The sequence below is a fragment of the Stenotrophomonas sp. SMYL86 genome (assembly GCF_036320025.1).
In the GTDB taxonomy this organism is placed as follows: Bacteria; Pseudomonadota; Gammaproteobacteria; order Xanthomonadales; family Xanthomonadaceae; genus Stenotrophomonas; species Stenotrophomonas maltophilia_A.
On record NZ_JAWIRU010000011.1, the window covers coordinates 125,210 to 149,273 of the forward strand.

Annotated in this window: 23 protein-coding genes and 1 tRNA gene; 10 read left to right on the plus strand and 14 right to left on the minus strand. The window is 67.2% G+C overall.

The genetic code is table 11. The annotated features are described in order from the left end of the window. Positions 1-28: 28 nt before the first annotated feature. Both V3B64_RS13530 and V3B64_RS13535 read right to left on the minus strand, forming a co-directional pair. A tRNA-Thr gene (locus V3B64_RS13530) sits at positions 29-102 on the minus strand. Between the two features lie 682 nt (positions 103-784). Further along, positions 785-1,741 (minus strand): aldo/keto reductase, encoded by a 957-nt coding sequence (locus V3B64_RS13535; RefSeq protein WP_121504150.1) that lies wholly within the window; start codon positions 1,739-1,741, stop codon positions 785-787. A 169-nt stretch (positions 1,742-1,910) separates the two neighbouring features. Between V3B64_RS13535 and V3B64_RS13540 the strand changes: the two genes are divergently transcribed. The 4 genes from V3B64_RS13540 (at position 1,911) to V3B64_RS13555 (ending at position 4,221) form a co-directional block, all read left to right on the plus strand. Continuing rightward, a complete protein-coding gene (locus V3B64_RS13540) occupies positions 1,911-2,768 on the plus strand; it encodes a class I SAM-dependent methyltransferase (RefSeq protein WP_049398658.1) in 858 nt (285 codons plus the stop codon). A 76-nt stretch (positions 2,769-2,844) separates the two neighbouring features. Further along, entirely contained in the window at positions 2,845-3,165 is a 321-nt protein-coding gene (locus V3B64_RS13545) for a hypothetical protein (RefSeq protein ID WP_236494396.1), read from the plus strand. 135 nt (positions 3,166-3,300) lie between these two features. Beyond that, the gene (locus tag V3B64_RS13550) at positions 3,301-3,552 is read left to right on the plus strand and encodes a hypothetical protein (protein WP_223224685.1); all 252 of its coding nucleotides are present in this window, start codon (positions 3,301-3,303) and stop codon (positions 3,550-3,552) included. Positions 3,553-3,681: 129 nt separating this feature from the next. Continuing rightward, positions 3,682-4,221 (plus strand): pseudouridine synthase, encoded by a 540-nt coding sequence (locus V3B64_RS13555; protein WP_049447048.1) that lies wholly within the window; start codon positions 3,682-3,684, stop codon positions 4,219-4,221. Between the two features lie 94 nt (positions 4,222-4,315). Here V3B64_RS13555 and V3B64_RS13560 read toward each other — a convergent pair whose 3' ends face one another. After that, the gene (locus V3B64_RS13560; RefSeq protein ID WP_110714091.1) at positions 4,316-4,690 is read right to left on the minus strand and encodes a hypothetical protein; all 375 of its coding nucleotides are present in this window, start codon (positions 4,688-4,690) and stop codon (positions 4,316-4,318) included. 213 nt (positions 4,691-4,903) lie between these two features. Further along, positions 4,904-7,408 (minus strand): ATP-dependent helicase HrpB, encoded by a 2,505-nt coding sequence (gene hrpB / locus V3B64_RS13565; protein WP_121504151.1) that lies wholly within the window; start codon positions 7,406-7,408, stop codon positions 4,904-4,906. A gap of 67 nt (positions 7,409-7,475) precedes the next feature. Between hrpB and V3B64_RS13570 the strand changes: the two genes are divergently transcribed. Further along, complete coding sequence (locus V3B64_RS13570; RefSeq protein WP_071228618.1) at positions 7,476-8,273, plus strand: TatD family hydrolase; 798 nt, start codon at positions 7,476-7,478, stop codon at positions 8,271-8,273. Positions 8,274-8,446: 173 nt separating this feature from the next. Here the strand turns inward: V3B64_RS13570 and V3B64_RS13575 are convergent, their stop codons facing one another. From V3B64_RS13575 to V3B64_RS13595, 5 genes are all read right to left on the minus strand, one after another. Beyond that, positions 8,447-9,277: an epimerase gene (locus V3B64_RS13575; RefSeq protein ID WP_183080215.1), complete on the minus strand. Its 831-nt coding sequence runs from the start codon at positions 9,275-9,277 to the stop codon at positions 8,447-8,449. 50 nt (positions 9,278-9,327) lie between these two features. Next, a complete protein-coding gene (gene panE / locus V3B64_RS13580; protein ID WP_121504153.1) occupies positions 9,328-10,266 on the minus strand; it encodes a 2-dehydropantoate 2-reductase in 939 nt (312 codons plus the stop codon). A gap of 303 nt (positions 10,267-10,569) precedes the next feature. Further along, a complete protein-coding gene (locus V3B64_RS13585) occupies positions 10,570-11,337 on the minus strand; it encodes a hypothetical protein (protein WP_121504154.1) in 768 nt (255 codons plus the stop codon). 261 nt (positions 11,338-11,598) lie between these two features. After that, positions 11,599-12,390, minus strand: a complete 792-nt coding sequence (locus V3B64_RS13590) for an ABC transporter permease (protein WP_010482250.1) — start codon at positions 12,388-12,390, stop codon at positions 11,599-11,601. Next, entirely contained in the window at positions 12,387-13,355 is a 969-nt protein-coding gene (locus V3B64_RS13595) for an ABC transporter ATP-binding protein (protein ID WP_049400895.1), read from the minus strand. The genes V3B64_RS13590 and V3B64_RS13595 overlap by 4 nt, the downstream gene beginning before the upstream one ends. A gap of 84 nt (positions 13,356-13,439) precedes the next feature. Between V3B64_RS13595 and V3B64_RS13600 the strand changes: the two genes are divergently transcribed. Then, positions 13,440-14,189: a ferredoxin--NADP reductase gene (locus tag V3B64_RS13600; protein ID WP_121504155.1), complete on the plus strand. Its 750-nt coding sequence runs from the start codon at positions 13,440-13,442 to the stop codon at positions 14,187-14,189. Between the two features lie 113 nt (positions 14,190-14,302). Here the strand turns inward: V3B64_RS13600 and V3B64_RS13605 are convergent, their stop codons facing one another. From V3B64_RS13605 to V3B64_RS13615, 3 genes are all read right to left on the minus strand, one after another. Continuing rightward, positions 14,303-15,478 (minus strand): lytic polysaccharide monooxygenase, encoded by a 1,176-nt coding sequence (locus tag V3B64_RS13605; protein ID WP_121504156.1) that lies wholly within the window; start codon positions 15,476-15,478, stop codon positions 14,303-14,305. 178 nt (positions 15,479-15,656) lie between these two features. Next, on the minus strand, positions 15,657-16,829 hold the full coding sequence (locus tag V3B64_RS13610; protein ID WP_121504157.1) for a lytic polysaccharide monooxygenase: 1,173 nt from the start codon (positions 16,827-16,829) through the stop codon (positions 15,657-15,659). 233 nt (positions 16,830-17,062) lie between these two features. Continuing rightward, positions 17,063-17,548 carry a DUF1203 domain-containing protein gene (locus tag V3B64_RS13615; RefSeq protein WP_121504158.1) on the minus strand — a complete coding sequence of 162 codons (486 nt, stop codon included), beginning with the start codon at positions 17,546-17,548 and terminating at the stop codon, positions 17,063-17,065. 154 nt (positions 17,549-17,702) lie between these two features. On the opposite strand from V3B64_RS13615, the gene V3B64_RS13620 reads away from it, so the two are divergent. From V3B64_RS13620 to V3B64_RS13635, 4 genes are all read left to right on the plus strand, one after another. Continuing rightward, the gene (locus V3B64_RS13620; protein ID WP_164080910.1) at positions 17,703-18,905 is read left to right on the plus strand and encodes a GGDEF domain-containing protein; all 1,203 of its coding nucleotides are present in this window, start codon (positions 17,703-17,705) and stop codon (positions 18,903-18,905) included. Positions 18,906-18,973: 68 nt separating this feature from the next. Further along, positions 18,974-20,500: an alpha/beta hydrolase gene (locus tag V3B64_RS13625; RefSeq protein WP_197615696.1), complete on the plus strand. Its 1,527-nt coding sequence runs from the start codon at positions 18,974-18,976 to the stop codon at positions 20,498-20,500. Next, a complete protein-coding gene (locus tag V3B64_RS13630) occupies positions 20,497-21,243 on the plus strand; it encodes an ATP-binding cassette domain-containing protein (protein WP_012512433.1) in 747 nt (248 codons plus the stop codon). Before V3B64_RS13625 ends, V3B64_RS13630 begins: the two co-directional genes overlap by 4 nt. Continuing rightward, positions 21,240-22,424 carry an ABC transporter permease gene (locus V3B64_RS13635; RefSeq protein ID WP_329914276.1) on the plus strand — a complete coding sequence of 395 codons (1,185 nt, stop codon included), beginning with the start codon at positions 21,240-21,242 and terminating at the stop codon, positions 22,422-22,424. Before V3B64_RS13630 ends, V3B64_RS13635 begins: the two co-directional genes overlap by 4 nt. Positions 22,425-22,458: 34 nt before the next feature. Here V3B64_RS13635 and V3B64_RS13640 read toward each other — a convergent pair whose 3' ends face one another. Further along, complete coding sequence (locus V3B64_RS13640) at positions 22,459-23,157, minus strand: transposase (RefSeq protein ID WP_071228553.1); 699 nt, start codon at positions 23,155-23,157, stop codon at positions 22,459-22,461. A gap of 101 nt (positions 23,158-23,258) precedes the next feature. Beyond that, complete coding sequence (locus V3B64_RS13645) at positions 23,259-24,056, minus strand: helix-turn-helix transcriptional regulator (protein WP_329914277.1); 798 nt, start codon at positions 24,054-24,056, stop codon at positions 23,259-23,261. Positions 24,057-24,064: the final 8 nt, after the last annotated feature.

The window sequence follows — 24,064 nt, forward strand, 5'->3', positions numbered from 1 at the left end:
GCTTCAAGTCATGACGTGACAGGTCATGTGGTTTGGAGTGGGAATCGAACCCACGACAGACGGATTACGGATCCGTTGCTCTGACCAAGCTGAGCTATCCAGTTGGGGACCGCGCGGAATCGAACCGCGTACCGGCGAACCGATGCCTGCTTCCAGCAGGCGATCCAGGCGATGGCATGTCCGCGACCTCCGGCATACGCCACGGCAACGCCGCGCGCACCAGCCCGTGGTGGAAACGGGACCGTTGGAGAATCGAGGGTGCAGGCCATCGACATTATCGCGAGCGATAATGTTTTGATGCGATGCAGATAATGTCCAGGCGTCGCCACTCGCGCGAAGTAAATCCTTCGGCGGAGCGGAAAAAACCTGTGTCAGTGAGCGGCGGGTTGCCGCGCGGGGTGCAGTTCTGGCATCGCGGGTCCTTGTGCCGACGCAAACGAAAACGCCCCCGGGGCTTGCGTTCCGAGGGCGTCGTCAAGCCTCGGAGATCGGGGTGGCCGATCTCCGCAGGGCGGGTATCAGGCCGCTGTCAGCTGGTCTTCCTTGCCGAACGCACGCGCCAGCACGTCCATGCGCAGGCATGGCAGCAGTTTGGCGATGGCGACGGAATGCGCGTTCAAGGGAAGTTTCCAGTGGTTGTTGAAACGAGGTGCGCACGATAAACCACGATTTATTCGTGCGCAACCATTTTGTTCAATTATTTTCTTCTTTACCGCGCAATGCCGGCCAGCGGCCGGCACTACCGGACTGTGCAATGCCGGCCAGCGGCCGGCACTACCGGGTCTCATGCTTCCGTGCTGGCGGCGTCGAGTTGCGCGACATCCTGCACGCTCAGCGACACGTTGGCTGCGGCCAACAGATCGTGCAGCTGCTCGACGCTGGTGGCGCTGACGATCGGCGCGGTGATCGACGGCCGTGCGATCTGCCACGCCAGTGCGATCTGCGCGGCACTGGCGCTGTGCTTGCTGGCCACGTCATCCAGCGCCTGCAGGATGCGCAGGCCACGCGGATTCAGATAGCGCTTCACCACGTTCTCGCCACGTGCCGGGCTCTTGGCCGCATCGGCCGGCGTGCGGTATTTGCCGCTGAGGAAGCCGCTGGCCAGGGCGTAGTAGCCGATCACGCCGATCTGTTCGCGCTGCACCAGCGGTTCCAGCTCCTTCTCGTAGCCGGCGCGGTCGTACAGGTTGTACTCGGGCTGCAGGGTTTCGTAACGCGGCAGCTTGTAGTCGGTGGATACCTTCAGCGCATCGGCCAGGCGCGTGGCGCTGTAGTTGGACGCACCGACCGCACGCACCTTGCCGGCTTCGATCAGGCGCCCGAACGCGGCCAGCGTCGCTTCCAGCGGCGTGGATTCATCGTCTTCATGGGCCTGGTACAGATCGATCACGTCGGTCTGCAGGCGGCGCAGCGAATCTTCCACCGCAGCATTGATGTTGTCCGGGGTCAGGCCGGGGCGTTCGGCCCACTTGGCCACCTTGGTTGCCAGCACCACCTTGTCGCGCTTGCCGCTGCGGGCGAACCACTTGCCGATCAGCGTTTCCGATTCGCCGCCGGCATTGCCCGGCACCCAGGCCGAATACACATCGGCGGTGTCGACCAGGTTGAAGCCGGCATCGACGAAGGCATCGAGCAGGGCGAAGCTGGCCTTCTCATCGGCGCTCCAGCCGAACACGTTGCCACCGAAGGCGAGCGGACGTACATGCAGGCCGGAACGGCCCAGTTCGCGGGTTGCCGTCATGGGCACGGACTCCTTGGGGGAAGTGCTCCAGAATAAAACGCGTTGTGTGACCGTGCTGCGGCGGTGACCACAAAACAGTGTTCCGCGATACGCACGCAGCTAACGTTTTGTGAACACCTGGGACGCCGCGGCTGCTAGTCTCGCCGCATCTTCCGCTGGAGTCGCTCCGATGATGCCTGCTTCGTCCCTGCGTGGTTGCCGCCTGCTGCTTGCTTCGGCCCTGCTTGCCGCTGTTCCCGCGTTCGCCGCACCGGCCACGGTGGCACCGGCGAAGATCCAGGTGTCACCGGCCATCGATGCGGCGGTGAAGGCGTCGACCCGTGATGCCAACAACGTCAAGCGCGATGGCTTCCGTCATCCGGCGCAGACGCTGTCGTTCTTCAAGGTGACGCCGGAAAAGACCGTCATCGAGATCACCCCCGGCAACGGCTGGTACTCGGAGATCCTGGCGCCGCTGCTGCAGGACAAGGGCCACTATGTTGCCGCCGTGGTCGACCCGATGGCGGTGCCCGAGGGCCGCGGCCGTGACTACCAGCAGCGCAGCCGCGACAGCCTGGAAAAGAAGTACGCCGGTGCACCGGCACAGTTCGGCAAGACCGCCGTGGTCGCCTACGATCCGGCCAAGCCGGTGTTCGGCCCAGCCAGTTCAGCCGACGTGGTGCTGACCTTCCGCAACGTGCACAACTGGCGCAAGGCCGGCCAGGCGCAGGGCATGTTCCAGGGCTTCTTCAACGTGCTCAAGCCGGGCGGCGTGCTGGGCGTGGTCGAGCATCGCGCCAAGGCCGACGTGGCCGACGACGATGACACCGGCTATGTCGGCCAGCAGCAGGTGATCGCGATGGCCGAAGCCGCCGGCTTCAAGTTGGACGCGCGCAGCGAGGTCAATGCCAACCCGCGCGATACCAAGGACCACCCGAACGGCGTGTGGACGCTGCCACCGACCAACCAGCACGACAAGGCCGATGATGCGAAGTACCAGGCGATCGGCGAAAGCGACCGCATGACCCTGCGCTTCATCAAGCCGTAAGGGGTGGTGCCGGGCTGGCGCATGTTGACTCTGTAGAGCCGAGCCCATGCTCGGCTCATCGCGCGTAGCGCGGCGCATGGCTGGTCCCAAGACCGGCCATGCGCCGGAATTCGATCGTATGCAAGGACATGAATTGTTGAAGAAGGTCTTTTACATCGCTGTCGCGGTGCTGGTGCTGGGGCGGTTGATCGATTTTGTGTTCTACGGTGGTCATGCCCACGATCTGATGGCGACGGTAGGGTTTGCCGTGCTGTTCGCGGGTGCCCTTCTGGAGGAACGTTCGCGCAAGGCCGACCCGCCGGCCGCAGGCCTGCGGCGGCGGGCCAATGTCATCGCCGCGTGCGGCATCGCACTGGTGCTGGGCTCGTTCCTGCTGGAATGGAAGGTTTTCGGCTGAGCCGGCCGAGATTGGGGCGGCAGGAAAGCGCAGCCGCAACCACGCTCACCGCGCGCAGCGCAACGTATGGCTGGCCCCAGGTCCGGCCATGCGCCGGAGTCCAATCGAATTCAAGGACATGGACCGTTGAAGAAGGTGCTGTATATCGTCATCGCGGTGCTGGTGCTGCCGAGGCTGTATGACTTTGTGTACCACGGTGGGCATGCTTACGACCTGCTGGGAGCGACGGGTTTTGCGGTGCTGTTCTTTGGCGGGGTGCTGGACGAACGCGCCCGCATGACCTGTCCGCCACCCGCGGCGCTGCGTCGCCGGGCCAATGTCGTCACGGCATGCGGTTTCGTGTTGGTGCTGGGGTCGTTCCTGCTGCAGTGGAAGGTATTCGGCTGAGCCCTTCGTGTTCGTGGTCGCAGGAAAGCGCAGCCGGGCATGGGCTATGCCGACCGACTTGACCGGCACCTTTCGAGCCGCCGCACGCGGCATGGGACAATGCCCCACCCGCCGCCTGCCGTGCCCGCAATGCTGATCGCCTTCAACAAGCCCTTCAACGTGCTCTGCCAGTTCACCGACCGCAGCGTGCCGCCGCGGCCGACCCTGGCCGGGTTCGGCCTGCCGCCGCGCGTGTATGCCGCCGGTCGCCTGGACCATGACAGCGAAGGCCTGCTGCTGCTGACCGACAACGGTACGCTGGCGCACAAGCTGACCGACCCGAAGCACAAGGCTGACAAGACCTACTGGGTGCAGGTGGAAGGCATGCCCAGCGACGAACAGCTGCAGCAGCTGCGCGACGGCGTGGTGCTCAATGACGGGCCGACCCTGCCGGCGAAGATCGAGCGCCTCGATCCGGCGCCGTCGCTGTGGACACGCGATCCGCCGGTGCGCTTCCGCAAGACCGTGCCTGACAGCTGGTTGGCGATCACGATCCGGGAAGGCCGCAACCGGCAGGTGCGGCGGATGACTGCAGCGGTGAACCTGCCGACGCTGCGGCTGGTCCGCGTGTCGATGGGGCCTTACCGGCTGGACGACCTGCAGCCGGGGCAGTGGCGGCAGATCGGTTGATGCAGAAAGGGCCGGATACCTTCCGGTGTCCGGCCCTCAGGTAGTGCCTTGGGGTCAGCGCCCTTCCCGTGGAAAGGATCCGACCCCGGCAGGCTCAGGCGTCGCTGCCGATATCGCTGTGCTCGTCCACCACGGTGTCGTTGCGGCGGTCACGTGCGTTGATGCGCTGTGCCTGCCCATTCACCACGTGGCCATTGGTGGCCTTCTTCTTCTGCTGCTTGCGGTACAGCGCATAGCCGAGCAGGCCGACACCCACCGCGGCAGCGGCCACGGCCACCGCCGGATTGCGGCGCACGAACTTGGTCGCGGCCTTGCCGCCGGTCTTCACTGCGCCGATGGCGGCGCCGGTCTTGATCCAGTCCGCATTGCGCAGGCTGCCACCGGCGCTCTTCAGGCCATCGCCGGCGGTGTGGGCCAGCTCCAGGGCGCGCTCCAGAGCGCGGTCGGTGATTACGGTCAGCTTGCTCATGCGGGGGTCCTTTGCCTCGGGTCGAAGTCCAGTGTCGCGTGTTGCCCGTAAACGGTATGTCAGCCGGGGTGGCACGTGGTGTGACTTTACCGCAGCCATTCAGGATCAGGCAGGGTGGGGTCGGATCCCTTTCCCTTGGGAAAGGGCTCTGACCCCAACCCCCACGCCCGGGGTCAGGGCCCTTTGCGTTGCAAAGGGATCCGACCCCCGCCTTCAGGTGCCACGCGGCTTGGCCCGGTGCGTGGCCGTGGCCGTCCACGGATCATCCGGCCACGGATGCCGCGGGTAACGGCCCTTCATTTCCTTTTTCACTTCCGCGTAGGTGTTTTCCCAGAAGTTGCGCAGGTCCTGGGTGACCTGCAGCGGGCGGCCACCGGGCGAGAGCAGGTGCAGGGTGAGCGGCACGCGGCCGTCGGCGATGCGCGGCGTGTCGGCCAGGCCGAACAGTTCCTGCAGTTTCACCGCCAGCACCGGGGGCAGCGGTTCGCCGCTCTCGCTGTCCAGCGCGTAGGTGATCGGCCGCTCCAGCCCGGAGGGCACGGTGATGCGGGTCGGTGCATGACGCTCGACCAGCTGACGCTGTGACCACTCCAGGGGCGACTTCAGCGCTTCGCCGAAACTGGCCTCGTCCAGCGCATCCAGGCGGCTCTTGCCGGCGAACGCGGGCTGCAGCCATTGCGCACGCGTGGCCAGCAGGGCGTCGTCGCTGCAGTCGGGCAGGTCCAGCTCCGGCATCCAGCGCCGCAGCGATTCCACCCGTGCCTGCCACTGGCGCAGGCCTTCGGTCCACGGCAGCGCCTGCAGGCCGAGCTCGGCCACCGCGTCGGTCAGGGCCTGTGCGGCGTGCTGCGGATCGACCCGGCCGGCCGAGCGGCTGTCCAGCACGATGCGGTCGAAACGGGTCTCGCGCAGTGCCACCAGGGCGCGACGCTCGCTGTCCCAGCGCACTACGTCCTCGGTCACGAAGCGCTCCGGCCACGCCTTGCGCAGCTGGCCCTCGTCCACCGGTGCGGCACGCAGCAGCAGCGCGTCGCGTGCCTCGAAGCGCAGTTCACTGGCTACCAGCCACGGCTCGCCACGCAGGTCGCTCAGCTCGTGCAGGCGTGCGCTGCGACCGTTGGCCAGCAGGTAGCGCAGCGGATCGCTGGGATGCTGGACACCGATGCGGTCGGGGAAGGCATGTGCGAGCAGGTCACCCAGCTCGTGCGCTTCGATGCTGGCCGGTGGTACGGCCTCGCAGCGCAGGCGGCGACGCCACTGCTTGGCGGCGGCATCGATCGCGGCCAGGCCGCTGCGGTTGGCGTCGCCCGGTGCGCGGCCATTGCGGAATGCCGCCAGCGCACGCCAACGCGCGGCCAGCGCATCACCGCCCTGGCGCAACGGATCGCGCGCCTCCAGCAGGGCGGCCAGATCGGCGGCCAGCGCCTGTGCGCGGGCATCGGGCGCGGCCAGCAGCATCGCCGCCATCCGCGGATGCGTGCCCAGCGCCAGCACACGGCGGCCAAGTGCGGTGATCGCACCGCTGCTGGACAGCGCGCCGAGCCGCTGCAGCAGTTCGCGGGCGGCACCCATCGGGCCGGCCGGTGGCGGATCGAGGAAGCGCAGGTCGCTGCTGCCCCAGGCGGCCAGTTCCAGCGCCAGTCCGGCCAGCTCGACCTGATCGATTTCGGCGCGGCGCTGCGGCTCCAGCCGCTGCGACTGCGGCCACAGCCGCCATGCCACGCCCTCGGCGACACGGCCGGCGCGGCCCGCGCGCTGGTCGGCCGATGCCTGCGCGATGGCCACCACGTCCAGCCGGGTGAAGCCGCTGTTGGGGTCGTAGCGCGGCTCGCGTGCCTGGCCGCTGTCGATCACCACGCGCACGCCGGGTAGCGTCACCGAGGACTCGGCGACGTTGGTGGCCAGCACCACGCGGCGGCGGCCATCACTGGACGCCTGCAATACCCGCGCCTGCTGTTCCACTGGCAGCTCACCGTGCAGAGCCAGCACTTCCACGCCGGCATCCAGCGATTCCTGCAGCCCGGCCTGCACCCGCGCGATCTCGCGTTGGCCGGGCAGGAACACCAGCAGGTCACCGGGATGTTCAGCCAAGGCCTGCTGCACCGCGCGGCGAACCTGCAGTTCCAGCGCCTCATCGCGGCGCGCCGGGAAATGGCTGACCGTCACCGGGTAGCTGCGGCCTTCGCTGCTCAGCCGCGGCGCATCGAGGAAGCGTGCCAGCCGTTCGCCATCCAGCGTTGCCGACATCACCACCAGGCGCAGGTCATCGCGCAGCTGTGTCTGCACGTCCAGCGCTAGTGCCAGGCCGAGATCACCGCTGAGATGGCGCTCGTGGAATTCGTCGAACAGGATCGCACCGACGGCTTCCAGCATCGGGTCGTCCTGCAGCATGCGGGTCAGGATGCCTTCGGTGACGACTTCAATGCGGGTGCGTGCCGAAACCTTGTTCTCGAAGCGGATGCGGTAGCCGACGGTGCCGCCCACCTCTTCGCCCAGCTGCCGCGCCATGAACAGCGCGGCGCTGCGTGCGGCGACCCGGCGCGGTTCCAGCAGGATGATCTTCCGCCCCTGCAGCCACGGTGCATCGAGCAGCGTCAGCGGCACCTGGGTGGTCTTGCCGGCGCCGGGCGGGGCCTCCAGCACCAGCCTCGGCTGCGTGGCCAGGTGCTGCTGGATCTGCGGCAACAGCGGGGAAATCGGGAAGAGCGGGGCGTTCATGTGCAAAGGATAAAGGGCCACGGCAGCCGCAGGTACAATGCGCGGGCACTTTTCCCCCGCGATGACCATGCACCTGATCGATATCGGCGCCAACCTGACCCACGACTCCTTCGACCGCGACCGCGATGCCGTGCTGGACCGCGCGCGCCAGGCCGGCGTGGTGCAGATGGTCATTACCGGCGCCAGCCGCGAGCACTCGCCGCTGGCCGTGCAGCTGGCGCAGCAGCACCCGGGCTTCCTGTATGCGACCGCCGGCGTGCACCCGCACCATGCGGTGGAATACACCGAGGAATGCGACGCCGAGATGCGCGCGCTGCATGCCCACCCGGAAGTGGTGGCGGTGGGCGAGTGCGGGCTGGACTACTTCCGTGACTTCTCGCCGCGCCCGGCCCAGCACCGCGCGTTCGAGCGCCAGCTGCAGCTGGCCGCAGACAATGGCAAGCCGCTGTTCCTGCACCAGCGCGACGCGCATGCCGATTTCATGGCACAGATGAAGAACTTCGAGGGCCGCATCGGCCCGGCAGTGGTGCATTGCTTCACCGGTGAGCGCGACGAGCTGTTCGACTACCTGGACCAGGACTGGTACATCGGCATCACCGGCTGGCTGTGCGACGAACGCCGTGGCGCGCACCTGCGCGAGCTGGTGAAGAACATTCCGGCCAACCGCCTGATGATCGAGACCGACGCACCGTACCTGCTGCCGCGCACGCTGAAGCCGATGCCGAAGGACCGCCGCAACGAACCGATGTTCCTCTCGCACATCGTGGAAGAACTGGCGCGTGACCGTGGTGAAGACGTGGCGGTGACCGCCGCGAATGCAACTGCCGCGACGCGTGCGTTCTTCCGCCTGCCCGACGCGGGTTGATCAGGTAGTGGCGGGCGCGGGGGGGGGGCGCGGGGGGGGCCCCCAACCAAGCGCCGGGGGCCGGCCGCGGCCGGGGCCCCCCCGCGCGGGTGTGCTTTCGGGCTGGGCGCGCGGGGGCCGCCCCCCCCCCCCCCCCCCCCCCCCCCCGGGGGGGGCCCGCCCCGCCCCCGCCACTACCGGAGCAGGTCGCGCAGGCCCTCACGGTAGCTGGGGAAGCGCGGCTCCCAGCCCAGCGCCTCGCGCGTACCGGTGCTGTCGATGCGCTTGCTGCTCTCGTAGAAGCGCCGCAGTGTCGGGCTCAGCGCCGGATCGTCCCAGGGCATGGCAGGTGGCATCGCAAAGCCGCCCAGCTGCGCGGCGAAGGCCAGTACCTCCTGCGATGGTGCCGGCTCGTCATCGGCTGGCAGATACAGCCCATCCACGCACGGCCGCTGCATCGATGCGATAACGACCGTTGCCAGGTCATCCACGTGCAGTCGGTTGAACACCAGCCCAGGACGCACTACGTGGCGTGCGCGGCCCTGTGACAACTGCAGCAGCGCATTGCGTCCCGGCCCGTACAGGCCGGGCAGGCGGAATACCGCCGAGGCGATACCGCGCTGCTCCGCCAGCGCACGCCACTGGTCCTCGGCGCGTCTGCGTTGCATGCCGGTCGTTTCAGTAGCATCGGCCACGCTGGTTTCGTTGATCCAGCCGCCGGCCCGATCGGCATAGACCGACGTGGATGACAGATAGCCCACCCAGCGAAGTGCCGGACTTTCCTGTAGTGCCGGCAGCAGCAGACGCAGTGCCGGGTCACCCTCGGCGTCGGGCGGCACGCTGCACAGCACGGCCTCGGCCTGCGCGATCTCATCGAGCAGGGCGGGCGACGGTGGTATGTCAGCTCGCAGCTGATGGCGCGGCAGGCCATCGTGCGGTGCCGACGCCGGGTCGCGCACCGTGCCGGCCACGTGTACGCCCAACGCCCGCAGATGCGTAGCCAGCACGCACCCGCTCCAGCCCATGCCGAGGATCAGCACCCGCGCCGGCAGCGCGTTGGTCTGAAACGCGGCGCTCACGCGCCGCGCAGCGCCTGGTAGGCCTGCAGGCTGCTGTAGGCGACCTGCAGCAGCAGGGCTTCCTGGTCGGCCTTGCGCGCGCGCGCCAGCATGTCGCCGACGATCTGCGCGGCTTCCACCTGCTGGCCGGCTTCCAGATCACGCAGCATCGAGGCCTTCAACGCCGAACCGGCCTGGGTCAGGGTGCCGCGGGCGGTGTCCTGCGCGGCATCGGGAATCGGCTCACCGGCGGCTTCGGCCACGGCCAGGCATTCGTCGTACAGGCCACGCACGATGGCTTCGCCATCATCGGTGGCGACGATGGTGCCGATATCCGCACGCAGCAGGCAGGTAGCGGCGGCCAGTGCGGTCAGGAAGGTGTACTTGATCCACTGTTCCTGGCCGATATGCTCGCTGGCCAGGTGATCGAGGTTGGCCTGCGCACAGGCGGCGGCGAAGGCACGCACGCGCGTGGAGATCGCACCGCCATCGCGTTCGCCGAAGGTGAGCTTGGCCGGCTTGCCCAGGTGCAGCACGGCGCCGTCGGGGGCCTTGGTGGCGCTGATGAAGCATAGGCCACCGAGCACAGCGTCGCGGCCGAAGCGCAGGTCCAGCGCGTTGTAGTGATGCAGGCCGTTGAGGATCGGCAGCACGGTGGTGTTCGCGCCCACGGCCGGAGCGATGGCATCGATCGAGCTGTCCAGGTCGTAGGCCTTGCAGCTGAGGATGACCAGGTCGAACGGCTTCTGCGCGGCCAATGCCGGGAGCGCATCGGCGGTGACGTGCTGCACCGGGAAGCTGGCGTCGCCGAGCGGGCTGCGGATGACCAGGCCATCGCGGTCCAGCTGGGCGGCGCGTGCGGGGCGCACCAGGAAGGTCACGTCCACGCCGGCCTGGGCCAGGCGACCGCCGAAGTAACCGCCGGTACCGCCGGCGCCGAGGATCAGGATGCGCATTGCACGTTCACCGTTTTCTGGGGAATCAGGAGTGCGATTGTGCCGGAGATTGCGGCCAACGGCGGAGCCCCTCGTGGTGGTTCGTGCAGTTGGTTTCATGAGCTGGGCCGTGTGCGCTGGGTTCGCGGGGGACGCCGTGAACCCGTCCATGGGGGCTTAGCCGCGCCATCCATGGCGCGGATACCCCCGCGAATCCAGCGCACACGACCCCTGACAGTTTCCGGGCGCGGCCACCACGGAAAGCAGATCAGAAGCGAAGGCGGAAGCGGGTCGCTCGCTGCGCTCGCTCGTGTAGAGCGGTGCTCAGGGTAGTTGTTCGCTGAAGTCTTCGGTGTAGCCCAATAGTAGTGTGGTGCGGGTGGCCAGCGTTGCAGCCAGTTGTGCCCACGTGTCATGCGTTCCGGCCGCGTAGATGCGCTGCAGGTCCGCGACCAACGCGCTCGCCTCTGCAGGCGACGGTGCGCGGTCGCGCTGGAAACCGAGCCACGATGCGCCGAGTCCGAACAGGCGGTAGTCGTAGCGCTCCTGCAGATGCCGGATCAGGGCGTGGTTCTGGAAGATGTCCCAGTCCGCGCTGAAGTAGCCGTTGGGCAGGGCGGCGATCAGCAGGTCATCACGGGTCACGGGCACCTGCTGCACGCAGACCGCGTCATCGATGATGAGATCAGGTGTCGCATTGGCAGCGACCAGCGCCTCGATGTCCTCGTCGCTGCACATCAACGTACCCGCCAACGCGGTCCACTGCAGCCGATGCGTGGAATGCTCAAGCTGCGTGACGACGTGCGCCAGCAACCGCTCGCGTGCCGCCAACGCATCTTCAGGCGTCGCCGGGTCTTCGTCCTCGTACAGCGCGATGCGCTCGTCGTCGGACGCGTGCATGCTGGTGTAGCGGCACTGGCCGACTTCGTCGAGCGTGCACAGATAACGATGAAGGGGATCAGCCACGTGCAGCGAGGCCAGGCAATCCAGCACCTCATCCAGCATGGGCGAATCGCTCAGCAGGACATGGCTGAACGCATCGATCGGACCATCCGACACGGCCTTGTCCAACGCAATGGAAGTGATCTTCATCGCTACAGCCTAGCCGTAATCCGAAACGAAAAGAGCCAAGCATCGGCCTTACCGTGAACGCTCCATCCACGCATGGCGTGGATCTACCGTGTCGACCAAGGTCGACACCTACCAACAGCGGTCCATGCCGTTCCGACAGATCGCCGGAAACTGTCGAAGGCGGACCCACTCCGCCATCCCACGGATCGTCAGCTTTTGCCGTTGAAGTTGACGTTGACGTTGATTCGGCGGGTGCAGGGCCGCAGGCCCTGCAGGCACCCCTCAGCTGCGCATGCCCACGCCACGGCGCAGCAACCACAGCGCCAGCGCCGTCAGCACCACCACGAATCCGATCATCAGCCCGTAGGCCACCGGCAGCGGCACATCGCTGCTGCCCAGCAGGCCATAGCGGAATGCATTGACCATGTAGAAGATCGGGTTCGCGTGCGTGGCGGCCTCGGCCCAGCCCGGCAGCAGCTTCACCGAATAGAACACGCCACCCAGGTAGGTCAGCGGGGTCAGGATGAAGGTCGGCACGATCGCCACGTCATCGAACTTCTTCGCATACACCGCGTTGATGAAACCGGCCAGCGAGAAGATCGTCGCACCCAGGATCACCGTGGTCAGCATCACCAGCGGGTGCGGGATGCGCACCGGGGTGAAGAACATCGCGATGATCAGCACGATCACGCCCACCATCAGGCCGCGCAGCACCGCACCGGCCACGTAGCCCCACAGGATCACCCAGTTCGGCATCGGGCTGACCAGCAGCTCTTCCACGTGGCGGCCGAACTTGGCGCCGAAGAACGAGGAGCTGATGTTGCCGTAGCTGTTCTGGATCACGCTCATCATCACCAGGCCCGGCACGATGAACTGCATGTAGGTGTAGCCGCCCATGTCCCCCACGCGCGACCCGATCAGGTTGCCGAAGATCAGGAAGTACAGGGTCATGGTGATCGCCGGCGGCACCAGGGTCTGGCCCCAGATGCGCATGATGCGGGCGACTTCGCGGCGCACGATGGTCATCAGTGCGACGCGGTTGCGCTGGCCGTCGGTCAGCTCGGTGGTGCTCATGCAGGCTTCTCCAGGTTGCCGGTGAGGCGCACGAACAGCTCCTCCAGGCGGTTGCTCTTGGTACGCATCGAACGCACGCGGATACCGGACTCGTTGAGCGTGGCGAACACGCGGTTGAGGTCCATTGCGCGCGGCATGTCGATGTCCAGCGTGTGCGGGTCCGGCGCGGTCAGCGTCGCGCCCTCGATCACCGGCAGCTGCGCCGGCAGGTCACCGTCGATGTCCAGCAGGAAGCCTTCCACGTCCAGCTTGGCCAGCAGGGTGCGCATCGGCCCCTGCTCGACGATCTGGCCATGGTTGATGATCGCCAGGTGGCGGCACAGGTACTCGGCTTCTTCCAGGTAGTGCGTGGTGAGGATGATCGTGGTGCCGGCGGCGTTGATCTCCTTCAGCACGCGCCACATGTCGCGGCGGATCTCGATGTCCACGCCGGCGGTCGGCTCGTCCAGGATCAGCAGGCGCGGGCGGGTCATCATCGCGCGGGCGATCATCAGCCGGCGCTTCATGCCACCGGACAGCGTACGGCTCATCACCTGTGCCTTTTCCCACAGGTGGGCGCGCTTGAGTTCCTCTTCGGCACGCTGCTCGGCTTCCTCGCGCGGCACGCCATAGAAACCGGCGTAGTTCACCAGGATGTCGAAGGGCTTTTCGAACAGGTTGAAGTTGATTTCCTGCGGCACCAGCCCGATCAGGCGCATGGTGGCGCTGCGGTTGCGCACCAGGTCGCTGCCGAACACTTCCACCTGGCCCTCGCTGAGGTTGACCAGGGAGCTGATGATGCCGATCAGGGTGGACTTGCCGGCGCCGTTGGGGCCGAGCAGGGCGAAGAAGTCGCCCGGGGCCACTTCCAGGGAAACCCCCTTCAGGGCCTGGGTGCCGTTGTCATAGGTCTTGCGCAGGTCGCGCACGCGCAGGGCGGGCGCCGTATCGTTCTGGGATGCCAAGCTCGAAGCCTTCGCGCCCATGGGCTGGCGCTGGAGAGGGGCGGGGAGGGGCTATTATAGAAGACCCCGAGGGCTTGCCCCGGCTACACACTGTCCCGAAAAGTCGTGCCTGTTCAATTCCCCCTCAAGCTGGTCGGCTGCCGCATGCTGGCCCCGACCGTCGGCCACTACCAGTTCGTGCGTGACGATGGACAGCCGCTGGATTTCCAGCCCGGCCAGTTCATCCAGGTCCATTTCAGCTACGCCGACGGCACCGAAACCAAGCGCAGCTACTCGCTGGCGACCATCCACGACCACGCGCTGGGCCCGGGCGAGGCGGTGGATATCGCGGTCAGTTTCGTCCCCGGCGGCGCCGCCACGGCCCTGTTCGAGGCGCTGGAGCAGGGCGGCCAGATCAGTGCGTCCGGCCCCTATGGCCGGTTCTGCCTGAATCCCGGTGATCACAACGCCCGCTACCTGCTGATCGCCACCGGTACCGGCGTTACCCCGTACCGCTCGATGCTGCCGCTGCTGGAAACGGCCATGGCCGAGCGCGGCGTGCAGATCGTGCTGCTGCAGGGCGCGCGCAGCCCGGGCGAGCTGCTGTACAGCGAAGATTTCTACAGCTTCGCCGAAAAACACCCGAACTTCCGCTATGTTCCATGCCTGTCGCGCGAACTGCCGGCTGATCCGCACCCGGACGTGCAGCACGGCTACGTACAGCAGGCGCTGGCCGGCTTCACCCCGGACCCGGCCACCGACATCGCCTACCTGTGCGGCAACCCGGACATGGTCGATGCCTGTGCCGAACTGCTGAAGGGCGCGGGGCTGGGCAACCCGCAGATCCGCCGCGAGAAGTACGTCAGCAGCAAGTAAGTCAGGGTAGTGCCGGCCGCTGGCCGGCAACCCCATGGACCCTGGTAGTGCCGGCCGCTGGCCGGCAACCGCACGAACCGGAGGCGGCATCACGCCGCCCCCGGTGTCCTGCCTCAGTACGCGATCCAGGCGTCGCGCCACGCATAGCCGGTGCCCGGACGATAGGCATCGGCATTGATGTTGCACCAGGCGCCTTCCGGGAACGGGCGGCAGGCATACAGCTTGCCGTCGGTGCCCTTCACCACGGTCTCGCCCGGCTTGTAGCTGCCGAGGCCGGCCGGGTACACGAAGTCGAAGTCGCCGCCCGGCGGATCGACCGGATCGATCGGGCCCGGCCCCGGCACCTGGGTTTCCAGCTGGAAGCGGTTGCCCGGCTTCAGGTACACGCGGTTGTCGGTGGCCGAGGCGACCGGCGTGATCACGCCGTTCTTCATCACACCCACGCGCGCGTGCTGTGCGCTGGCGTTGACCTTGCGGGCCAGGGCCAGCGGCCACTGCGTCGGGCTGGTCTGGCCAGCGCCCAGTTTGGTTTCCACGCGCTCCAGGTCGTTGCCGTTGGCATTGAACACACGCAGGGTCACGGTGCTGTCCACGTCCAGTGCGCCATTGGCGGTCACCGCGCCGGCATCCTGCCACTGCGGCGGCGGAACCACGCCACCGCCACCTTCGAAGCGCACGTCCATGCAGGTGTAGAAGGCTTCCTGCGAATCCGAGCGCTGCCAGGTGTTGTAGATGATGTGCTGGCCACTGCGCTTGGGCAGCGGGCAGTCCAGCTTGTAGACACCGCCTTCGGACAGCGGCACGTTGCCAAGGGTGCAGAATTCCTGCAGGTCGGCCCAGCGCAGCGGGCTGCCCGGCTGCCAACCGTCACGGGTGACGTAGAACTTCCACTCGCGGGTGGCGTGCGGCGCCGGCGCCAGGAATTCGAAGGTGTAGCGGCCACGCGAATCGGCGCGCACCGGCGTGGTCGGCCAGTCGCTGCGATTCAGATCGAGGCCGCGGTACTTGGGGATGCTGGCGCTGCACAGCTCGCCATCGCGCACCAGGTCGCGGTGGTTGCCATTGGCGTTGCCGTGGGCGATCGCGCTCCAGTCATAGAACGGCTGCGCGCCGCCGATGGCCTTGGCCGCGGCACAGGCCGGGTTGGTCGGGTTTTCCGGATTGCCTTCGTGGCACTGCTTCACGCGGCTGAGCGGCTTGGACATGGTGCCGTGGGCGAGGGCGCTGCCGGACAGGGCCAGGCCGGCAACGATGGACAGAGCGAGGACTGCCCGGTGGGACAGGTGCATGCAGGAACTCCTTTGCGAAGTGTGGGAAACCTCGCGCAGTCTTCACATGCAGGGCCGTCGGCAACATCGGACAAGTTTGAAATCGATGGCGGCTGTGTTCGATCTGCAACACGGTGCTCACTGTGCCGCCTTCCGGGCGAAAGGCGGTGCACTGTGCACCGCCTCCCGCATCACTGCCTCAGTACGCGATCCACGCATCACGCCAAGCCGCGCCGGCACCCGGCCGATAGGCTTCGGCGTTGACGTTGCACCATGCACCTTCCGGGAACGGGCGGCAGGCATACAGCTTGCCGTCGCCGCCCTTCACCACGGTCTGGCCCGGCACGTAGCTGCCGATGCCGGCGGGGTATACGTGGTCGAAATCACCGCCCGGTGACGGCGTGCCCGGGTCCGGCACCTTGGTGTCGAGCTGGAAGCGGTTGCCATCCTTCAGGTACACGCGGTTGGCGGTGGCCGAGGCCGTCGGTGTGATCACGCCATTGCTGAGCATGCCCACGCGTGCGTGCTGGGCGCTGGTATTGACCTTGCGGGCCAGCGCCAACGGCCATTGCGCGGCCGCGGTCTGGCCGCTGGCCAGGATCGCTTCCACGCGTTCGACATCATTGCCGTTGGCGTTGAACACGCGCAACGCCAGGGTGGTGCCGACCGGCAGCTCGCCGCGTGCGGTGACCGGGCCGGCATCCTGCCATTGCGGTACCGGCGGGGTGCTGCCACCGCCTCCTTCAAAGCGCACGTCCATGCAGGTGTAGAACGCTTCGGTCGAATCCGAGCGCTGCCAGGTGTTGTAGATCACATGCTGGCCGCTGCGCTGTGGCAGCGTGCACTGCAGCTTGTAGGTGCCATCGGCCGACAGCGGCGTGTTGCCCAGCGTGCAGAACTCCTGCAGATCGGCCCAGCGCAGCGGGCTGCCCGGTTGCCAGCCGTCGCGGGTGACGAAGAAGCGCCAGTCACGCGTGGCGTGCGGCGCGGTCGCCTTGAACACGAAGGTGAACTTGCCGCTGGCGTCTGGCTGGATCGGTGTGGTCTGCCAGTCGCTGCGGTTAACATCCAGCCCGCGGAAGGTCGGGTTGTTGCCGCTGCACAGCTTGCCATCGGGCACCACGGCCTGGTGGTTGCCGTTGGCGTTGGCCTGGTTGATGCCGTTCCAGTCGTAGAACGCCTGCGAACCGCCCACCGCTTTCGCGGCGGCGCAGGCCGGGTTGGTCGGGTTCTCCGGATTGCCCTGGAAACAGGCATAGACGCGGCTGACCGGCGTGGTCATGGTGCCGTGGGCGAATGCGTTGCCGGCCAGGCACAGGCCCGCAGCGGCGAACGAGGTGGCCAGCAACAGCGGTGTGGATCGGAATGACATGGCGCTTCCTTGTGGTCGTCGAAAGAGAACGGTGACCGCAGGAGCTGCGCTGCACGGCGGACTTTCGGCGGCACCACGGCGAGTATCGAGTCGCGATGCAGACTGAGGAACCACGGAAGCGCCGATCCGTGACTGGGGGTGTGAAGCCCTTCCCGCAGGCTTCACGCGGGACTGAACGGATGCGTTGACCATCACGTCTTCGGCGTGGCATCGATCACGTCGTGGAGATCCTGCTACGTCGCCGGCATACCCACCCGATCTGCCTGGCACGAGAAGCAGCCGTGGGCCGCGTTGTGCAGTTGCACGAAGGCCACGGCAGGGTCGGCAAACAGCGCGTCCAGCCGGGCGGCAACATCACTGCCCGCGCTGATCTCTGCGGCCAGCATCAATGCAGCCTGGTCATAGGCGCGCAACGAGATCGTACGGCGCTGTACATAGGCGGGTACCTCACCCGGCGGCAGCACGCAGCGCGTTACGCCACGCTGCACGAAGATCGGGCCCGAGGCGTGATAGGGCGAGTGCAGCGGCAGGTGCACATGGGACAACAGCAGCAGCTCGCTGCCGCTGGGCGGATCGCTCAGGCCGATCCGGCAGGGGTGTCCTCCTGTTTCGCCGGCCCAGCGACGCTGGATGCCCAGCGCAGCCAGCGCGGTGTCACTCTTCTCGAACAGGTGCTGGAAGGGGCGGTGGTCGAGGCCACCGAGGTACCACGCATGCATGGGCGTCTCCTTGGTTTTCCCCGGATTCTGCGCACGCACCGGCCGTCATGCTCGCCGTTTTCAGACCCGGCATCGCCATCGGGCCAGGCAGTGCCACGGGGATCGCACTGCAAGGCGCTAAGATGCGCGCGCCGCCCCGGCCGATGAGCGCCGCATGTCCCTGGATTTCCCCACCATCACCGTGCTTGGCTTCCTGCTCTGCATCGGCATTGCGGTGGGGTTCTCATTGCTGCTGGTGGTGCTGCGCGGGCAACCGGTGCTGCGCCTGTGGACCGCCAGCCTGTGGCTGCTGACCCTGGGCGTGACCCTGCTGGCGCTGCGACCCTACCTGCCGTTGGCGCCGGCCATACTGGCCGGGAATGCGGCGATGGCCGGTTGCGCGGTGCTGATGCTGCGCGGCGTGGCGCTGCATCTGGAACAGCCGCTGCCGCTGTGGCGGCCGTTGTTGATGGCAGCCGCGTTCATGGCCTGCATCTTCGCCTTCCTGGTGCTCTGGCCGGACCTGGGCGTGCGCCTGCAGGTGTTCAGTGTGTTCACGCTGCTGGTCGATGGCTGGATCGCCTGGCTGCTGCTGCGGCATGCCCCCGTGCAGCAGCGCACCAGCTGCCGTCTGGCGGCGGCGGTGTTCCTGGCCGAGGCGGCACTGTACGCGGTGCGCCTGTTCCTGCCGGTGGCGCCCGATGCCGGTGAGGACATCATGCGCACCGGCACGCCGATGTTCGTCACCTACATTGCCGGGGTGATGCTGGAGCTGGCGCGATGTTTCGCGATGGTACTGCTGCTGGTCGAGCGCATGCTGGTCGATCTGCGGCGTGCGGCACGCACCGATGGCCTGACCGGGCTGCTCAACCGCAGCGCGGTGCTGGCCGATGGCCAGGCGCAGTTGCAGCGGCTGCGTCGGCAGGGCCGGCCGCTGGCCCTGTTGCTGGTCGACGTCGATCACTTCAAGCAGATCAATGACCGCTGGGGCCACCTGGCCGGTGACCAGGTACTGCGTCACTTCGCTGCGCTGCTGCAGCACGGTTTGCAGGGCCACGACACGCTGCTGGGCCGCTACGGTGGCGAGGAGTTCGTGCTGGTGCTGGCCGGCAGCACGCAGGGTGAAGCGATGGCGTGGGCCGCCGCGATCCGTACCGCTCTGCAGCAGAAGCCGGCGCGGCTGGGTACCGGGCCGGTGACGGTCACCGCCAGCATTGGCCTGGCCATGGACGACGGCCACGGCGACCTGTCCACGCTGTTGGCAGCGGCGGATGCGGCGCTGTACCGGGCCAAGGCCGCAGGCCGCGACCGCCTGGCCTGCGCCACGCCGGCGGAGATTTCGCGTCTGCCCATCGCCGACGACGCCGTGCCCGTGTAAGTTGAGTCACATCTTCCGCGGCAGCCCGTCGTGGTTGCCAGGAACGTCCTCCAGGGGAAACGAGCACGATGCAAAGACACCACCTCGCGTTGGCCGCGGCGTTGGCCAGCCTGATGCTTGCCGGTTGCAGCCAGTCACCGTCACCCGGCGCCGAAAGCGCCAGCGATGCACCCAGCCGCCGTTTCGGCACGATCGACTTCCAGCCCTGCACGTTGTCCACCGAAGGCGCCAGCGCCAACGTGGAAGCGCAGTGCGCCACCCTGCAGGTGCCGGAGGACCGGGCCCAGCCCGATGGCCGACGCATTGGCCTGCGCATCGCCTGGCTGGAATCGGGCAGCAGCGGCTCCAGCCAGCCCGACCCGGTGTTCTTCCTGGCCGGTGGTCCCGGCCAGGCGGCCAGCGAAGTGGCGGTCATCGTCGATACCGCGCTGCGCCAGGTGCGCAAGCAGCGCGACATCTTCCTTGTCGACCAGCGGGGTACCGGCGGCTCCAACCCGCTCAGCTGCCTCGGCGCGGACGGCAAGGACCTGCAGATGGACGAGGACGCCGCTCCCACCGAGGCGTCGCTGCGCGACTACGCGCAGCGCTGCGCGGCCTCGCTGCAGGGGCGTGCCGATGCCCGCTTCTACACGACCACCGAAGCCATCGCCGACCTGGATGCGGTACGCCAGGCCTTGGGCGTGGACCGGATCAACCTGGTCGGCGGCTCCTACGGTACCCGCGTGGCCCAGCGCTATGCCGGTGCCTATCCGCAGCACACCCGCAGCATCGTCATCGATGGCGTAGTGCCCAATGAACTGGTGGTGGGCGGCGACTTCGCCACGACGTTCGAGGATGCGATCGCCCTGCAGTCGGCGCAGTGCCGCAAGGATGCCGCCTGCAGCAAACGCTTCCCGACCGACACCCGCGCGCAGCTGCGCAGCGTGGTCGAGACCCTGCGCCGTGCGCCGGTCTCGGTGGAGTATCGCGACCCCGGCACCAACCAGACCCGGCAGGATGTGCTGAGTCCGGACAGCGTGATCGGCCTGGCGTTCGCCTTCTCCTATGTGCCGCAGTATTCCTCGCTGCTGCCGCTGGTGCTCGATGAAGCCGCGCATGGCCGCTATGCACCGCTGGCGTCGCTGGCACGCGGTGCGAACCGCAGCATGGATTTCCAGATCAACCGAGGCATGCAGTGGTCGGTGATCTGCAGCGAGGATGCGCCGCGTTACAAGGCGCCGGCCGAGGACCCGGAGCGACTGTTCGGCAACGACGTGGCCAGTGCCTTCTTCGCGGCCTGCCCGGTATGGCCGCACCAGCCGGCGCCAGCGGCCAATGCCGTGCCGCTGCGCAGCGACGTACCGGCGCTGCTGCTGTCCGGTGAACTCGACCCGGTGACGCCACCACGCTATGCCGAACAGGTCCTCAAGGGCCTGCCGAATGGCCGCGCGCTGGTCGCCCGCGGCCAGGGCCACGGCACGCTGAGTGCCGGCTGCATGCCGCGCCTGCTCGGCCAGTTCATCGACAAGACCGATGCCAAGGCGCTGGATGCCGGCTGCCTGGACACGCTGAGCTACGTGCCGGCGTTCACCTCGTTCAACGGATGGGAACCATGATCGTCGCCGACAACCTGCACAAGGCTTTCGACACCCGCACCGGCCGCATCCAGGCGGTCTCCAACGTCGGCTTCCGCGCCGAGGACGGCCGCATCACCGGCCTGCTGGGCCCCAATGGTGCCGGCAAGACCACTACCATGCGCATGCTGTACACGCTGATGACCCCGGACCAGGGCAGCATCAGCGTCGATGGTGTCGATGCCGCACGCAATCCGGTGGAAGTACGCCGCCACCTTGGCGTGCTGCCCGATGCGCGTGGCGTCTACAAGCGCCTGACCGCGCGCGAGAACATCGCCTACTTCGGCGAGCTGCATGGCCTGTCGGCCGAGCGCATCCGCGAACGCATCGAAGTGCTGTCGCATGCCCTGGACATGGGTGACATCCTCGACCGCCAGACCGATGGCTTCTCGCAGGGCCAGCGCACCAAGACCGCGATCGCCCGCGCGCTGGTGCACGACCCGCGCAACGTCATTCTGGATGAGCCGACCAACGGCCTGGACGTGATGACCACGCGCGCACTGCGCCGCTTCCTGCTGGGCCTGCGCGAAGAGGGCCGCTGCGTGATCCTGTCCAGCCACATCATGCAGGAGGTGGCCGCGCTGTGCGACCACATCGTGATCATCGCCAAGGGCACGGTGATGGCTGCCGGCAGCGCCGATGAACTGCGTGCGCAAGCCGGCGAATCCAACCTGGAAGACGCGTTCGTGAAACTGATCGGCAGCGAAGAGGGCCTGCACGCATGAGCATGATGTCGACCCTGATGACGGTGATGCGCAAGGAACTGCGCGACCTTTCCCGTGATCGCCGCACGCTGCTGCTGACCCTGCTGTTCGGGCCGCTGCTGTACCCGGTGCTGCTGCTGGGCATGGGCAAGCTGGCCGAGAGCCGGGTACGCACCCAGATCGAACAACCGCTGCAGATTCCGACCATCGGTGCGGACAACGCCCCCAATCTGGTGCGTTTCCTCGCCGCGCAGGGGCTGAACACCGCACCGGCACCGAAGGACCTGGCCGAGGCCATCCGCAGCCAGGAGATCGATGTGGCGCTGCGCATCAGCGATGACTTCGGCAAGGACTGGGCCGATGGCAAGCCGGCGCTGGTGGAGGTGATCAAGGACAGTACGCGCCGTGCCGCTGAAGTGCCCAGTGCGCGTCTGGAGGCGGCGCTGGCGACCTACAACGGCCAGGTCGGCGCGCTGCGATTGATGGCGCGTGGCATCGACGCGCAGGTGGCGCGGCCGCTGGACGTGGCACGCCAGGACCTGGCCAGTGCCGAAGCCAAGCGCGGCATGATCCTGTCGATGCTGCTGCCGGTGCTGCTCACGCTGACCTCGTTCATCGGCGGCGCCTATCTGGTGATGGATGCCACCGCCGGCGAGCGCGAGCGGCAGTCACTGGAACCGCTGCTGGCCACGCCCGGCTCGCGCAGCGCGATCGTCAGCGGCAAGATCGCTGCTGCCTGCGTGGTCGGGTTCGTATCGCTGCTGCTGACCCTGGTGGCGTTCAAGGTGAGCGCACAGATCGCGCCCGGCAACATCGGCCGCCAGTTCAACATGAACGTCGCCTCGATGCTGCAGATGCTGCTGGTGATGCTGCCGATGCTGATGATCGGCACCTCGCTGCTGACCTTCCTGTCGGCCGCGGCCAAGAGCATGAAGGAAGCGCAGAGCCACATGACCTGGCTGATGCTGTTGCCGATGATGCCCGGCTACGCGCTGGTGGCCTATCCGCTGAAGAGCGAGCTGTGGCAGTACGCCGTGCCGTTCCTGTCGCAGAACCAGATGCTGTTGAAGGTGATCCGCCACGAGACCATCACGCCGTCGGTCTGGGCCATCTATCTCGGTGCCAGCCTCGGCCTGGCCGCAGTGCTGTGGTTCGCCGCCGTGCGCCGTTACCACAACGAGCGTCTGGCGATCTCGGGCTGACTGCAAAAAGGGGACGGAGGGGATTAAGTCGTTTTTAACCCTCCGCCCCCTTCTTCTGAGGGCGCCCCCGCTTGCGCAGCACCACGGGGCGGCCCAGTGTCTGTTCCACCATCCGCAGGTAAGCTGCATTTCCCAACGGATGCTGCCCGGCACTGTGCGCGCGTATTGCCGGCAGGTCGGCGGACGCGTTCACGTCCCGCAGGAACTGCGCATAGAGCGTCGTCCGCTGTCGCTTGGTCGAGGCCAGTGCCTGAAAGGCGGGGTGTTCTGTCAGCATCGGATCATCGCGGCGCTGCAGGTTTCCATGCACGCTCGACCATGGGTGATCTTCCGGGGCGCCTGTCATGCCTGCACGAACCGGATTGAGTTCGATGTAGCGATAGACGCTGAGCAGATAGGCGTCGCTGTCCACCATCGAAGAATGGAAGCGGCCCTGCCAGAGTGGTCCGCTGCGCTCATGCCGCTGATTGAACGCCTGGACATAGTTGTTGCCCTGCATCCGCATCGCGTTGGCCAAGCCGGCCTGAGTGGAGGGTGTGGCCAATAGATGGACGTGATTGCCCATCAATACATAGGCATGCAGCGCGACCTGATGCTTCAGGAAGGCGCTGTGCAAAAGGTGCAGAAACAGCTGGCGGTCGATATCGTCAACGAAGATCGCCCCCTTGTTCACACCGCGCTGGGTTACGTGATACGGCTGTTCGGCCAACATCAGGCGTGCTTGTCGAGGCATGGCAGTTCAGGGGGTTCAAGGAATCATCAGCCTGCCGCCTCCGTGACCGCGAAGGGCATCAGGCGATGCCGCGAGTTGATGTGGGGGAGGGCAGAAGCGACTTAATCCCCTCCGTCCCCTTTTCCATACCGCGCAGGCGTCACCCCCATCTCGCGCTTGAACACGGCGATGAAGGCACTGGGTGTGTCGTAGCCCATCGACAGCGCGACGCTGATCACCGGCTCGCCGGACAGCAGGCGTGGCAGTGCCAGCAGCACCCGCAGGCGTTGCCGCCACTGGCTTGGCGACAGGCCGGTCTCGGCCAGCCAATGGCGGGCGAGGCTGCGGCTGGACAGACCGCTGCTGGCGGCCCAGTCCTCGATGCTGCGGTTGTCGTGCGGTGCGCGCGCCAGTGCGGCGGCAAGTTTCTGCAGTCGCCGGTCACGCGGTTGTGGCAGGGCAAGCGGCAGAGGCTTGCTGGCGGCAATCTCATCGGCGATCACACCGGCCAGTCGTGCCTGTGTGGCATCCAGTGGAACATGCGGCCACTGCAGCGCCCGAATCACCGCGGCCTGCAGCAGCGGCCCCGGCTGGAAGATGCGAGGGGCTGCAGGCAGGTCGGTGCAGGCCTGCGCGCTGAAGTACAGGCTCCAGCCGTCGAACGCACTGGTACTGGCCAGTGCGTGGGGCAGCGAAGGTGGTATCCAGGCGACATGACCCGCCGGCAGCAGCAAGTGCAGGTCGCCCACCTCGATCCGCAGCAGGCCCTGATGTGCACCCAGCAGCTGCCCGCGGGCGTGCTGGTGGCGTGCCGTGCGGCGCGGACCCGGCAGGCGCAGCTGCGCCCCCAGCAATGCAGGCCCGTCGGCGGCATTGGCCAGCGCCGGGTCAATCAATGCGGTGGTTGTCTGATCTGCCATATCAATTG

Excerpts from the sequence above, each read along its gene's own strand:
- V3B64_RS13535 (WP_121504150.1), bottom strand. The coding sequence starts at position 1,741 with ATGACGGCAACCCGCGAACTGGGCCGTTCCGGCCTGCATGTACGTCCG.
- V3B64_RS13540 (WP_049398658.1), top strand. The coding sequence starts at position 1,911 with ATGATGCCTGCTTCGTCCCTGCGTGGTTGCCGCCTGCTGCTTGCTTCG.
- V3B64_RS13545 (WP_236494396.1), top strand. The coding sequence starts at position 2,845 with ATGGCTGGTCCCAAGACCGGCCATGCGCCGGAATTCGATCGTATGCAA.
- V3B64_RS13555 (WP_049447048.1), top strand. The coding sequence starts at position 3,682 with ATGCTGATCGCCTTCAACAAGCCCTTCAACGTGCTCTGCCAGTTCACC.
- V3B64_RS13560 (WP_110714091.1), bottom strand. The coding sequence starts at position 4,690 with ATGAGCAAGCTGACCGTAATCACCGACCGCGCTCTGGAGCGCGCCCTG.
- hrpB (WP_121504151.1), bottom strand. The coding sequence starts at position 7,408 with ATGAACGCCCCGCTCTTCCCGATTTCCCCGCTGTTGCCGCAGATCCAG.
- V3B64_RS13570 (WP_071228618.1), top strand. The coding sequence starts at position 7,476 with ATGCACCTGATCGATATCGGCGCCAACCTGACCCACGACTCCTTCGAC.
- V3B64_RS13575 (WP_183080215.1), bottom strand. The coding sequence starts at position 9,277 with ATGGGCTGGAGCGGGTGCGTGCTGGCTACGCATCTGCGGGCGTTGGGC.
- panE (WP_121504153.1), bottom strand. The coding sequence starts at position 10,266 with ATGCGCATCCTGATCCTCGGCGCCGGCGGTACCGGCGGTTACTTCGGC.
- V3B64_RS13585 (WP_121504154.1), bottom strand. The coding sequence starts at position 11,337 with ATGAAGATCACTTCCATTGCGTTGGACAAGGCCGTGTCGGATGGTCCG.
- V3B64_RS13590 (WP_010482250.1), bottom strand. The coding sequence starts at position 12,390 with ATGAGCACCACCGAGCTGACCGACGGCCAGCGCAACCGCGTCGCACTG.
- V3B64_RS13595 (WP_049400895.1), bottom strand. The coding sequence starts at position 13,355 with ATGGGCGCGAAGGCTTCGAGCTTGGCATCCCAGAACGATACGGCGCCC.
- V3B64_RS13605 (WP_121504156.1), bottom strand. The coding sequence starts at position 15,478 with ATGCACCTGTCCCACCGGGCAGTCCTCGCTCTGTCCATCGTTGCCGGC.
- V3B64_RS13610 (WP_121504157.1), bottom strand. The coding sequence starts at position 16,829 with ATGTCATTCCGATCCACACCGCTGTTGCTGGCCACCTCGTTCGCCGCT.
- V3B64_RS13615 (WP_121504158.1), bottom strand. The coding sequence starts at position 17,548 with ATGCATGCGTGGTACCTCGGTGGCCTCGACCACCGCCCCTTCCAGCAC.
- V3B64_RS13620 (WP_164080910.1), top strand. The coding sequence starts at position 17,703 with ATGTCCCTGGATTTCCCCACCATCACCGTGCTTGGCTTCCTGCTCTGC.
- V3B64_RS13625 (WP_197615696.1), top strand. The coding sequence starts at position 18,974 with ATGCAAAGACACCACCTCGCGTTGGCCGCGGCGTTGGCCAGCCTGATG.
- V3B64_RS13630 (WP_012512433.1), top strand. The coding sequence starts at position 20,497 with ATGATCGTCGCCGACAACCTGCACAAGGCTTTCGACACCCGCACCGGC.
- V3B64_RS13635 (WP_329914276.1), top strand. The coding sequence starts at position 21,240 with ATGAGCATGATGTCGACCCTGATGACGGTGATGCGCAAGGAACTGCGC.
- V3B64_RS13640 (WP_071228553.1), bottom strand. The coding sequence starts at position 23,157 with ATGCCTCGACAAGCACGCCTGATGTTGGCCGAACAGCCGTATCACGTA.
- V3B64_RS13645 (WP_329914277.1), bottom strand. The coding sequence starts at position 24,056 with ATGGCAGATCAGACAACCACCGCATTGATTGACCCGGCGCTGGCCAAT.